Raw genomic sequence first — 13,780 nt, 5'->3', positions numbered from 1 at the left:
TAACAAAAATAGCGTAACATAATTGTACTCTATGTAACATAAGAGCAACTACAACGAAGTAGTTGCTTTTTTTTGTATATATCTAATGTGTTGATAATTAATATTTTAAATTGTTCTTTAATAATTTAATAAAGCGTTGTATGAAACCGCATCATTCTTGATATAAAAGCTGATTTTTTAAAAATATCTTAGTATTTGAATTTAAGATCTAAACATAATTAATTTTTTGTTTGATTTTAAATTGGGTCTACGAAAGCTTTTGAGAGTTTTTTATTTCCTTTAATTGATTTTCGTTTTGCTGATAAAAAGTATTTAATCTGAGAGTATCAAATCTTTTTGCACACTTATAATTCTCGTAAACTATTCAATATGAAAATAAATCGCACGTTTTTATGTCTTCCACTTTGTTTAGCATTATTTAATAATTGCACTAAAGAGGATAAACCAACAGAAACCCCTATTGCAGAAACAAACGCTCCGGCGTGTCAAACTCCTAATGAATCGGATAATACGTATCGGACATTTTTTAAGCCTTCCGTGGGTTGGGTTGGTGATCCCATACCATTTTATGAAAATGGTATCTTCCATCTTTTCTATTTGTACGATGCAAGAAATACAATGCCCACCTTTCACCCATGGTATAAAGTAACAACGTCTGATTTTGAAACGTTCACCGATACTAGTGAAATGATTGCCACAGGAACTGCTAATCAGCAGGATGGTGCATTGGGAACCGGATCCGTTTTTAAAAGGAATGGAATTTATTACGCTTTCTATACAGGCCATAACGGAATTCTTGATCCTAAAGAAAAAATTATGCTTGCAACGTCTACGGATTTAAAAAATTGGACCAAAGATCCTTCCTTTTTATTGCAGGCTTCTTGGGGATATGATCGCAATGAATTTAGAGATCCAATCGTCATAGAAGATAAAGGTACAGGAACTTATAAAATGTTGATTGCAACACGTTCTGAGGTTGGTTTAGTTTCTAATAGTAATGTGCCATGGCGAGCAGTAATCGCTCAATACAGTTCTTCCAACTTGAGAGATTGGACTTTGGAAAAGCCGTTTTATGAGGATACAACTACCTTTTTAACTGAATGCCCTGATGTGTTCACTATGGGTGATTATCAGTATTTGATTTACTCAAGTATTGATGATCGAATGGTACACTATAAATACCGTCCATTAACATCAAATACTTGGATTACTCCTATAAATAATAAGTTAGATGGTATTGCCTTTTATGCTGGAAAAACAGTTACAGACGGTACCAATCGATATATAACAGGATGGTGTCCTACTAAAAACAAAAACAGTGATGCCGCTATTTTTGATTGGGCTGGATCGCTTGTAACGCATCGACTTGTTCAGCATCCAAATGGAACATTAGGTATTGCTATACCCAATGGTGTAGACAATAAGTTTAGTGTTAATGAAGTTTTAAATGCAAAAATAGGCTTTGGAACTACAAAGCAAGGCGATGCCTATACATTGAAGGGTAATGCGGCTGAAAAAGCATTTTCAGTGTTTGACAGAGAAACTGGAGCATTCAAAATTAAAACACATATAAAAGCGACATCATCCACTCAATTTGGTTTTGAATTTGGAGCCTGTGGAACGCGAAATGAAGTATTTGCCATTGTATTCGACTTAGCCAAAAATCAATTACGATTAGATAAGGTTATAAAAAATGCGTCTTCCTTAAATGTAACGCAGCTTCCGCTAAATATCCCAGCTAATAAAGAGTTTGATGTTACAATCATTTCTGAAAATTCGGTATGTGTGATATACATTAATGACGAAATCGCTTTTACAAACCGTATCTATAAAATGAATCAAAATCCGTGGGCTATTTTTGCTGATAATGGTGAAGTCACTTTTTCAGACTTAAAAATTTTTAAATAAAAGGAGTATAGAAAAGGATCACTTTAATCTTTTTTGTAACGTTAGTTTTTATAAAGTTTCAGATTTAGTGATTAAAATTAATTCTGTTCATTTTTCACTTTCTAACCTGCGTAATGTCAAAATCAAAACCATCAAAATCTAATTTTGGTGGTTTTTTTATGGCTTTATTTCAATGTAATAATTCTGCTGCTTTCTACACTGGATGTAACTATTGGGAATCTGGATTCGAGTGCCTTTTGCGTAATAAAACGGAGTAGAACATACATAAGTAATAGTTTTAATATAAGTTGTCTTATTCTTGTTGCAATTCCTGTACTCAGGTATAAAAATATCCTTGAATCTTGAGATTAAACTGCATTTGCATCTGTGTAATTTTTCTTAAAAGCTTAAGAATACTTCATGATATAGAATTGCTTAATAAATTCATTTTTTTTATCGATTATTTTTAAACTTCCTCTAAAAATAAATTTAAAATTTTACTAATTGAATAAAATCCATCAAGTGACTTTTTTTTATTCCTGAATATCTATTTTTTTAAAAAAATACGTGTAACATGATTGTAACACGTGTAACATAATCGAACTACAACGAAGTAGTTATTTGTATATTTTAATATGTAACTGCCTGATAATAAGTATTTTGTTGTTTATTCGGCATTGTGAAACAGTATTAAATGAAATTGTAACATCCTCAAAATAGAAGCAAAATTTATGCGGATATCTTAGCAATCTAATTTAATATTTTTTGATAATGAAAAAAATTATTGTTTGGTCTCTGATTGCTTCACTAGCAGGGTTTCTTTTTGGATTTGATACCGTTGTTATTTCAGGAGCTGATAAAAAGCTGCAAGTTTTATGGAATTCCTCTGATGCTTTCCATGGAACAGTAGTTATGGGAATGGCTTTATGGGGTACCGTACTTGGGGCGATATTTGGTGGAATTCCTACTAATAAGATTGGCAGAAAAAACACCTTATTATGGATAGGGGTTTTATTCTTATTTTCAGCAATAGGATCTGCTTTTGCAAATAATCCATTTGTGTTCGCCGCATTTAGGTTTGTTGGTGGTCTCGGTGTTGGTGCATCAACCATTGCAGCACCCGCTTACATATCAGAAATTGCTCCTGCAAAAGATAGAGGTAAGCTGGTTGCTTTTTATCAATTCAATATCGTTTTAGGGATACTGGTGGCTTTTTTGTCCAATTACCTTTTAAACGATATGGGTGAAAATTCGTGGAGATGGATGATGGGAGTACAAGCAATTCCATCTGTACTTTATATTTTGTTAATTATTTCGATTTCTGAAAGCCCAAGATGGTTATTGTCCAAACTCAAGAATGACGAAGCTAGAAGAGTGTTGCATTTAATGGGGCAAGAAGCTGATTATGAAAAAATAAAAGAAGAGATAGATAAGGATAATAAAGATGCTTCTAAGGTTAATGATACTATATTTTTAAAGAAATACAGAACACCTTTAGTATTGGCTTTTTTAATGGCTTTTTTCAATCAATTATCTGGAATTAATGCTTTTTTATATTATTCCAGCAGAATATTTCAAGAGGCGGGTCTTGGTGAAAGTACCGCTTTACTAAGTAGTATTGGAATAGGAGTGGTTAATTTACTTTTCACACTATTAGGCGTTTTCTTAATCGACAGATTAGGACGTAAAATATTAATGTACATTGGTTCTGTGGGGTATATTATATCACTTTCACTTGTTGCAATGGCTTTCTTTTTTCATTGGGAAGGAATGGCTGTTCCCGTTTTCTTATTCTTGTTTATTGCTGCACATGCTATAGGTCAAGGTGCTGTAATTTGGGTTTTTATATCAGAAATTTTTCCAAATCATCTAAGAGCATCAGGGCAATCCTTTGGGAGTACTACGCATTGGGTTCTGGCAGCTATTATTCCATCATTAATTCCGTATCTATTTTCTACAGTAGGGCCTGGAGTCGTATTTATATTTTTCGCAGTGATGATGGTTTTTCAACTCTTGTTTGTTCGATTTATGATGCCAGAAACCAAAGGAATTTCTTTAGAGGAGTTAAGTAAAAATTTAATTAACGAATAAAATTATGAGCAAATTAAAAATTATTAAATATGTTGGAATGTTAAGTTGCATAATGATTTTTACAACCATATTTAGTTGTAAAGAGGTTTCTTTAACAGACAAGAAATATACTGAAGAAGAATTGTATCGGCCTAATTTTCATTTCACTCCTAAAAAGGGTTGGATGAATGACCCTAACGGGATGTTTTACTACAATGGTTATTACCATCTTTTTTATCAATATTATCCGGATTCAAATGTTTGGGGGCCTATGCATTGGGGACACGCTATCAGTACTGATCTTATAACCTGGACTGAAAAACCAATTGCGCTTTATCCGGATGAAAAAGGGTATATTTTTTCGGGAAGTGCTGTTGTCGATGTGAAAAATACTTCAGGATTTGGGAGCTTAAAAAATCCTCCAATGGTTGCGATGTTTACGTATCATGATATGAAAAAAGAAAAAGCTGGTGAGATCAATTATCAGTCACAAGGGATTGCCTATTCCTTAAATGAAGGGTTGACTTGGACGAAATATGAAGCGAATCCAATCATTAAAAATCCAAACATTAAAGATTTTAGAGACCCTAAAATGACTTGGGACGCGATTCATCAACAATGGTTAATGATACTGGCAGCAGGAGATAAAACGATGGTTTATGGTTCTAAAAATTTGAAAGATTGGTCACTGCTTTCAGATTTTGGGAAAGAGACTGGAGTTCATGGAGGCGTTTGGGAATGCCCGGATTTTTTTCCGATGCTAGTTGACGGGACTGATGATTACAAATGGGTTATGTTATCAAGTATTAATCCTGGAGGACCTAATGGTGGTTCAGCTACACAATACTTCGTAGGTGATTTTGACGGGAAAAAATTCACTATTGATGAAACTTTTTCAAAAGATGTAAAGCAACAAAAAGGTCTTTGGATTGACTATGGCAGAGATAATTATGCTGGTGTTACCTGGGCTAATATTTCTGAGGTTGATGGTAGAAAATTATTTATTGGGTGGATGTCAAATTGGGATTACGCACAAAAAGTCCCTACTGAAAAATGGAGAAGCAGTATGACTATACCTAGAGAATTAGTACTTGTTAAAGATAGCGGTCACTATATTGTTTCTTCTAAACCCGTAAAGGAATTGCAAAGTTATATTGCTAAAACTATTAAAAAAGAATCTCTTAAAATAGATAAGGAAACGATTTTGGTAGATAAAACAGTAGTCGATTTATCAAGATTAGACATTCACTTTTCTTTAAAGAATCTTAAAAAGGATGTTTACACCTTTTCTTTATCAAATGATGCTAAGAATACAATTCAATTTGGAATCAATAAAAAGGAGAATTACTTTTTTATAGATAGATCAAAATCTGGAAAAATAACTTTCTCTGACCTTTTTGCAAAAAATATTTCAAAGGCTCCTTTTAAGGGTGACTTTGATAAAATGGATATAAGAATAATCGTTGATAAAACATCAATTGAAATTTTTTATAACAATGGAAAGACAGTTATGACTGAAATATTTTTTCCAGATAAACCAATGGAATATTTTTCAGTTTCTAAAGCTAATAAGGAGTATACCATTGAAAACTTAATTATTAACCAACTAAATTTTAACTAAACCAACTAAATTATGAAACACAAAATTATTCTTTACTTAATCCTGATGGGGTCGTTTTTTTCTGTATCGGCCCAAAATATAGGAATCAAAGGAGTGGTAACTTCTTCCGAAGACGGAATGTCTCTTCCTGGTGCGTCAGTACTGGTTTCTGGAACTAAAATTGGAACTTCAACTGATCTCGACGGTCAGTTTTCGATAAGCAATGTAGACAAAAATGCAACTTTAATATTTAGTTATACTGGATATGAATCTCAGTCTGTTAAGCTTAATGGACAAACCACTTTAAAAATTGCATTAAAAGCAGAGTCTTTAAAACTGCAAGAGGTTGTTGTAACGGGTTATGGTAAAGAGAAAAAAGCCGATTTAACCGGTGCAGTTACGGTAGTAGAACTGAAACCTATTACTGGGCAAACCATGAGTTCTGGAAATGCTATGCAAGCTCTGCAAGGAAGGGTTGCTGGTTTGACTATAGAGAAATCAGGAGATCCAAGTGGGGCAAATAGCAGAATATTAATTAGAGGTGTAAGTACACTTGGTAATACAGATCCATTGTATGTTATCGATGGGGTTCCTACAACAAGACCTGAGGTTTTTGCTAGTTTGAGTCCAAGTGCGATTGCATCCATTCAAGTTTTAAAAGATGCTTCGGCTTCCTCTATTTATGGGTCCAGAGCTGCCAATGGAGTTATTATTGTTACTACTAAAAATGCAGCAAAAGGTGGAGTAACAAAAGTATCTTACAGCACAAACGTTTCTGTTCTTTCAGAGAAAAAACAACGATACAAAATGCTAAATGCTTTAGATAGAGGAAAAGTTTTATGGCAAGCATCTGTTAACGATGGCGCAAGTCCATCTGGTGGATATGGAGAAATCTATAATTTTGATTGGAATAATGATTTTAACAATCCAATATTGAATAGTGTAAGTGTAAAGCCATATGTAGGCGGAGATACTAATGTTCCCGCAGGAGATACAGATTGGCAAGATACTGTATACAAAACAGGGCTTCTTATCAATAATGATTTATCTGTATCTGGTGGATCTGAAAAAGCAAATGCGGTATTGAACATGGGGTATTTAGATAATTCTGGTATGCTAAAATATACTAATTATGAGAGATATTCAGCAAGACTTAATGCCAATTTCAAGTTGTTCAATGACAAAGTAAGATTTGGTGTTAATTCACAATTTACACAGTCAAATGAAAGAGCTGCTGCCAATGATGTTGGAAACGCACCAACACCAGGTTTAGCAATAACCCTTGCACCAACGATTCCAGTTTACACTGCATCTGGTGATTATGCTGGGCCATTGGGTTCTGGTTATTCAGATAGAAACAACCCTTTACTAATGCAATATTTGAACAGATGGGATAATAGCAAAAAAATGGCTTTGTACGGTAATGTTTTTACTGAAATTGACATTTTAAAAGGGCTAACCTTTAGAAATAGTATTGGGATGGATTTTAATGATTTCAGCAGGAAAGACATTGAACCAATTGTGAAAAATGGATTTGTTAATAGAAGTAATAATAGTTTAACTTTTGATACTAATAAGTATTCTAGTTTAACAATTTCAAATACTTTAAATTATAATCTTAATATTTCTGAACATAAATTTGGAATCCTTATAGGAACTGAATCAACCAAAACGGATTTGAATACTTTGTATGCTCGCGCTGAGGGATTCGCGGTTGAATCAGAATCTTATTTTACACTATCTGCGGCTACTGGAGCTAGAACAAACAATGGAATTTCAACTGGAAGTAGACTACTTTCTCAGTTTGGAAAATTTAACTATGCTTTCTCTGACCGATATTTAGCTTCATTCACTATTCGTAGAGATGGTTCATCAAGATTTGGTCAAGACAATAGATATGGTATTTTTCCAGCGGTTACTGCAGGATGGAGAATCAATAATGAACAATTCCTTAAAAATGTAACAGCAGTTTCAAACTTGAAGCTACGTGCTGGTTATGGAGAAGTAGGAAATCAATCAATTGGTGATAATGCCCGTTTTGGTTTATACGAAGCTAGATACGGTCCTAATCAAAATGTATACTATCCAGATTTTTTCAATATTTATTATAATGTTGGAACTGCGTATGATTTGAATGGAACTAACACAGGAAATTTACCTTCTGGTTTTGTATCCATACAAGCTGCGAATTCAGGGTTAAAATGGGAAACTACCAAAGAGGTTAATGTAGGTTTGGATTTTGGTTTTTTCGAAAACAAATTATCAGGTTCCTTTGATTATTTCTCAAGAAAGACAGTAGGAATTTTGATTAGACCACCAGTTGCATCTGCTGTTGGAGAAGGTCAGCAACGTTTTGTAAATGGTGCTTCGACTGCCAATAAAGGTTGGGAACTTACAGTAGGATATGCAGATAAATTAGATAATGGATTGTCTTTTAATGTTACCACAAATTTTGGTGCGACTAAAAATAAAATCACAGATTTGCCAGAAGAGGTAAGAGCAGCTTATCCAGGAACTTCAGCGAATTCGATAATAGGGCATTCACAATTCGAAGTTTTTGGATATAAAACAGAAGGATTATTTCAAAATCAAGCTGAAATAGATGCGCATGCTGCTCAAATAGGTTCTCGATTGGGAGGTATTAAATTTGTTGATATCAATGGAGATAATGTGATTAATTCAGATGATAGAACTTTTATTGGTACAACTCTTCCAAAATTAGAATACGGTATTAATATTAGTTTGGCTTATAAAAATATTGATTTCTCCATTTTTGGTTCTGGTGTAGCCGGTAGAGTTGGGGTTGATCCGTATATTTTTTGGAATAATTTTGTTCAAGGAAGAGACAATGCTGGCCCTGGAACATTGAATGCTTGGACACCAACAAATACAAATACTGAGGTGCCTTCTCTTTCATTAGCAAACAATGACTCTCAGATGTCAGATTATATCTTAAGAAATAATTCTTATTTCAAACTTAGAAATATGCAAATTGGGTATTCATTATCAGATAAGTTAGTTCAAAAATCAGGATTCATCACAAGTTGTAGAATATATGCTCAAGGAGAAAATTTATTTTGGTTTACTCCAAAAGGATATATTGGTTCCGATCCAGAACGAACAGATGTTAATAGAATACCAGTACCAACTACATTCTCATTAGGTGTAAACTTTAATTTTTAATTAATTATCATGAAGAAATATAATAATATAGTTACTCTTTGCTTGTCAATTTTATTCTTGACATCATGTAGCTCCGATTTTTTAGATTATGAACCAACAGGTGTATTGTCTTCTGGAAATGTGGCAACAGCTGCAAATGCAGAAGCACTTGTAAATGCGGCCTATGCTGCAATTGGGAATGACGAAATGGTAGGCCCAATAACAAACCAATGGGTTTACGGAAGTGTACGATCTGATGATGCCTATAAAGGAGGTGGAGGTCGTGGCGATGTTGATGTAATTGACCGTTATGAACAATACAATACAACTATTGCAGATTACGGTGACTGGATGTTACCTAGAACGTGGACAAATCATTATAAAGCAATTTCTAGAGCCAACTTTGCCTTGTCTGTTATTAATGCAATTCCGGATGCGGATTATCCATTAAAAAAAGTGAGACAAGCAGAATTGCGTTTTTTAAGAGCGCATTCTCATTTTATGCTAAAGTTATTGTTTAATAAAGTTCCTTATATCACAGAAGAGCTTACTCAAGAAGACATATTAAAAACGTCAAATGATTTGTCAAGTGATGCTTTATGGGACAAAATTGCAGCTGATTTTCAATTTGCATTTGATAATTTACAACAAAGTCAGGATCAGGTTGGTAGAGCTGATAAAAATGCTGCCGCTGCTTATCTTGCAAAATTAAGTTTATATCAGGCATATAAGCAAAATGATGCGCATCAAGTAACTAGTATAGATGCAGCAAAATTACAAAAAGTAATAGATTATGCTGATAAAGTGACAGGAAGTTTAGAGCCTGACTTTGGAAATAATTTTTTAGATGGTCATGATAATGGTTCAGAATCTATTTGGGCTGTACAATTCTCTATCAATGACGGAACCAATACAGGAAGAGTAAGTTTTGTTACAGGATTAAACTCTCCTCATGGAACGCCTCTATACGGATGTTGTGGCTTTCATATGGCAAGCCAAAATATGGTGAATGCATTTAGAACTGATGCTAATGGCTTACCATTACTAGATACTTTCAATAATTCAGATATTTTTAATGCAATAACCAATGGTGATGCTCCACTAGCAGCTGGAGTTACTTTAGATCCAAGAATTGATCATACTGTTGGTGTGCCAGGAAGACCATTTAAATATAAAAACACGCTAAAAAATTCAGGTGATATGGTCTACAAATTGAGTTGGGCTAGAGATCCAGGAGTTTATGGATATTTTGGAAATATGAAAGAGCAACAATCTCCTGACTGTTCTTGCTATGTGAAGAACGGACCATTTATTGGGACTTCAAAGAATGTTGATTTTATACGTTATTCGGATGTTTTATTATTCAAAGCCGAAGCATTAATACAGTTAAACAGATTTGCTGAAGCATTGCCAATAATTAATCAAATTAGAGCAAGAGCTGCAGCCAGTACTGCAATGACTTTAGCGGCAGGAGCTTCAAATGTATATAAAGTTCAACCGTACGCTTCTTTCCCTTCAAAAGACTACGCAATGAAGGCGTTAATGTTTGAAAGACGTTTAGAATTTGGTATGGAAGGACCAAGATTCTTTGATTTAGTAAGATGGGGCAAAGCTGAGCCTGTTTTGAATGCTTACCTTAATGTTGAAAAAACTAAAAGAGATTTCCTTTCAAATGCTAAGTTTACGGCAGGTAGAGACGAGTATTATCCGATACCTCAAAGAGAAATTGATTTTACAGGAGGGTTATACAAACAAAATCCTGGATATTAAGGATTAAATTTGTTTTGGTGTTTGTATAAATTGTGTTAAAGGCAAGATATGTTCTTGCCTTTAACTTTTAAATGTTTTATTGAATAGGTCGGTTTTGTACTTATTCTTAATTTTTTAATAAGTTTTATTATGAATACAAAATATACGCTTAGTGTAGTTAGCTTTGGAGAGGTTTTATGGGATCTTTTTCCAACTCATAAAAAAATTGGAGGAGCGCCATTGAATGTTGCGCTTCGAATGAATTCTTTGGGGGCAGAAACAACGATTATAAGTCGTGTAGGTGCAGACGAAGATGGGAACGAAATTATATCTTTTATAAATGATCAGGATGTGAGTTCGGATGCTATTCAAATAGGAGAAGATTATAAAACAGGTGTGGTTAATGTAATGATTAACGAAAAGGGAAATGCTTCTTATGATATTCATTACCCGTCTTCTTGGGATAAAATTACACCTACTAAAGAAATGGATGAAAAAGTTTCGGAATCAGATGCTTTTGTTTTTGGGAGTTTAATATGTCGTGATGAAGTTTCCAGATCTACTCTGTATGCCCTTTTGGATAAAGCTAAATATAAGGTTTTGGATGCAAATCTAAGAGCTCCGTATTATACTGCAGACATCCTTTATGAATTAATGTTAAAAGCTGATTTCATTAAACTTAATGATGAAGAATTATATGAAATAAGTCAGCAATTGGAATCACCGTATAATTCTTTTGAGCAGAATATTAAATTTATCGCTGAAAAGACAAATACAAAGCATGTTTGCGTAACAAAAGGGGCATTTGGAGCCGTTTTGTATTACAATGGTAAATTTTATTACAACAGTGGTTATTTTATAAAAGTGGTTGACACTGTAGGTGCTGGAGATTCTTTCTTAGCCTCCCTGATAGTCAAATTGCTTAGAGGGAAATCACCACAAAAATCGTTGAATTATGCTTGTGCTGTTGGGGCTTTAGTCGCAGGACATGAAGGAGCTAATCCTAAAATTTCCGAAAAGGAAATAAGTAAATTCATGAAGCTTTAACAAAACAGTTTAAGCATAAAATTAAGTATAAAAAAAGCCAAAGGAGCAATGTCTTTGGCTTTTTTATGCAAAATAGTATGGATACTAATAAGAAGTCAATTTCTTCAAATCGGCAATAATTTCTGTTGGGTTTTCTGCCTTAAAAACAAAACTTCCAGCTACAAGAACATCAGCTCCTGCTTCAACAAGTTGTTTTGCATTTTTATTAGTGACTCCGCCGTCAACTTCTATAAGTGTAGTTGCCTCTTTTCTATTGATTAAATCTTTTAACTTTTTAACTTTTGCGTAGGTGTTTTCAATAAACGATTGTCCTCCAAAACCTGGATTCACACTCATTATACAAACCAAATCAATATCATTAATTACGTCTTCTAACAAATCAATATTGGTATGTGGGTTAATGGCAACTCCAGCTTTCATTCCTTCTGCTTTTATCGCTTGCAGCGTTCTGTGAAGATGTGTGCAAGCTTCATAGTGTACACTTAGAATATTAGCGCCTAATTCAGCAAAAGTTTTGATATAACGGTCCGGATCAATAATCATTAAATGAACGTCGACTGTTTTTTTAGCATGTCTTGTAATAGCTTCCAAAACGGGCATTCCATAAGAAATGTTTGGAACAAAAACGCCATCCATGATGTCAATATGAAACCAGTCGGCCTCACTGTTGTTGATCATTTCGATGTCACGTTGTAAGTTGGCGAAATCGGCAGCAAGCACTGATGGTGCGATAAGTGTATTCTTCATTGTGTAGTTGTTATGTAAAGATGCATTGCAGTGCATCTTTACAGTTTGTGTTGTTTGTGCAAAAGTAGTTTTTTTAGAACAAATGGGAAAGTTTTTTATAAATTCAGTTCGTGAGTTGTTCCTGCGATTTGCGTAAGGGATTACTTCACTAGGGGTTTGTTTTTATATGTGTTCAGTGAATTTCATTTGAGGTGATATCCTCGAAGTGCAACGGAGAGATAAAGCCGAAAGCCCGACCCGAAGTTTTTACGGAGGGTTACGCCCAAAATGATTTTAAAGTGGAGATAGGTGAGAGAATCTGAAATGAATTCAGAAAGTGAGAGAATCTGAAATGAATTCAGATTAAAAAATAAAACTCCGGAAACCCGAGAGCGTAGCTCGAACTGACCGGAGTTTTGCTGAAAAAACAAAACTCCGGTAATCAGCCGGAGTTTCAATCATCAATCAAAAAACGAACAGTCAATCAAACTGTTGTTTACTGTAAAATTTCAAATCCCAAAAGATTGGGATTTGAAATTTATTTTGGATATTATCCAAGGTATGTTTTTAGTATTTTACTTCTAGAAGTGTGTTTTAATCTGCGGATTGCTTTTTCCTTGATTTGACGTACACGCTCACGAGTCAGGTCGAAAGTTTCTCCGATTTCCTCTAATGTCATTGGGTGTTGATCGCCAAGACCAAAGTACAAACGAACTACATCAGCTTCTCTTGGAGTAAGTGTTTCCAATGAACGCTCGATTTCGGTACGCAATGATTCGTGGATTAATTCTCTGTCTGGATTAGGAGATTCACCTGAACGTAAAACGTCGTAAAGGTTTGAATCTTCTCCTTCAACAAGAGGTGCATCCATTGATAAGTGACGACCAGAGTTTTTCATGCTCTCTTTCACGTCATTTACCGTCATGTCAAGCTCTTTAGCAATTTCCTCAGCAGATGGTGGACGCTCGTTAGATTGCTCTAGTAAAGCGTACATTTTGTTGATTTTATTAATAGAACCAATTTTGTTCAAAGGCAAACGAACGATACGAGATTGTTCAGCCAAAGCTTGTAATATAGATTGACGAATCCACCAAACTGCATACGAGATGAATTTGAAACCACGTGTTTCATCAAAACGTTGTGCTGCTTTTATCAATCCTAAATTTCCTTCGTTAATTAAATCAGGAAGTGTAAGTCCTTGATTTTGGTATTGTTTTGCTACCGAAACTACGAAACGTAAATTGGCTTTTGTCAATTTTTCCAGGGCTTTTTGATCTCCGGCTTTAATCTTTTGTGCTAATTCTACTTCTTCGTCAGCGGTAATAAGGTCAACTTTTCCAATTTCTTGTAAATATTTGTCTAATGATGCAGTTTCACGATTCGTAACCTGCTTGGTGATTTTAAGTTGTCTCATGTTTTTGTCTCCTCAATTTTTTAAGTGTACAAATGGTTATACGTATGGGGTTTCAAAAAAGTTACAATTGTTTTGAAAATAATTTTATTAAAAGCGAAAAACCCCAATTCAAATAAATGAATTGG

The 13,780-nt window shown here is 34.2% G+C and carries 8 protein-coding genes; 6 read left to right on the top strand and 2 right to left on the bottom strand.

Features of this window, described 5'->3' with window-relative positions; all coding sequences use genetic code 11:
- Positions 1–369: 369 nt before the first annotated feature.
- From BUC23_RS00915 to BUC23_RS00890, 6 genes are all read left to right on the top strand, one after another.
- Entirely contained in the window at positions 370–1,908 is a 1,539-nt protein-coding gene (locus BUC23_RS00915; RefSeq protein WP_073203942.1) for a glycoside hydrolase family 32 protein, read from the top strand.
- Between the two features lie 750 nt (positions 1,909–2,658).
- Positions 2,659–3,978 (top strand): sugar porter family MFS transporter, encoded by a 1,320-nt coding sequence (locus BUC23_RS00910; protein WP_073203938.1) that lies wholly within the window; start codon positions 2,659–2,661, stop codon positions 3,976–3,978.
- A 4-nt stretch (positions 3,979–3,982) separates the two neighbouring features.
- Positions 3,983–5,578 carry a glycoside hydrolase family 32 protein gene (locus BUC23_RS00905; protein ID WP_073203935.1) on the top strand — a complete coding sequence of 532 codons (1,596 nt, stop codon included), beginning with the start codon at positions 3,983–3,985 and terminating at the stop codon, positions 5,576–5,578.
- A 12-nt stretch (positions 5,579–5,590) separates the two neighbouring features.
- Positions 5,591–8,740: a SusC/RagA family TonB-linked outer membrane protein gene (locus tag BUC23_RS00900; protein WP_073203932.1), complete on the top strand. Its 3,150-nt coding sequence runs from the start codon at positions 5,591–5,593 to the stop codon at positions 8,738–8,740.
- A 9-nt stretch (positions 8,741–8,749) separates the two neighbouring features.
- The gene (locus BUC23_RS00895) at positions 8,750–10,489 is read left to right on the top strand and encodes a RagB/SusD family nutrient uptake outer membrane protein (RefSeq protein WP_073203929.1); all 1,740 of its coding nucleotides are present in this window, start codon (positions 8,750–8,752) and stop codon (positions 10,487–10,489) included.
- 129 nt (positions 10,490–10,618) lie between these two features.
- Complete coding sequence (locus tag BUC23_RS00890; protein ID WP_073203926.1) at positions 10,619–11,515, top strand: carbohydrate kinase family protein; 897 nt, start codon at positions 10,619–10,621, stop codon at positions 11,513–11,515.
- A gap of 84 nt (positions 11,516–11,599) precedes the next feature.
- Here BUC23_RS00890 and rpe read toward each other — a convergent pair whose 3' ends face one another.
- Both rpe and BUC23_RS00880 read right to left on the bottom strand, forming a co-directional pair.
- Positions 11,600–12,262, bottom strand: coding sequence for a ribulose-phosphate 3-epimerase (rpe, locus tag BUC23_RS00885; RefSeq protein WP_073204774.1), 663 nt, complete (start codon positions 12,260–12,262; stop codon positions 11,600–11,602).
- Positions 12,263–12,791: 529 nt separating this feature from the next.
- A complete protein-coding gene (locus BUC23_RS00880; RefSeq protein WP_007137700.1) occupies positions 12,792–13,655 on the bottom strand; it encodes a sigma-70 family RNA polymerase sigma factor in 864 nt (287 codons plus the stop codon).
- Between the last annotated feature and the right edge of the window lie 125 nt (positions 13,656–13,780).

The sequence above is a fragment of the Flavobacterium xinjiangense genome, assembly GCF_900142885.1.
Classification (GTDB): Bacteria; Bacteroidota; Bacteroidia; order Flavobacteriales; family Flavobacteriaceae; genus Flavobacterium; species Flavobacterium xinjiangense.
Note: the sequence above shows the minus strand (reverse complement) of the source record. Positions and strands in the feature narration are given on the sequence as shown.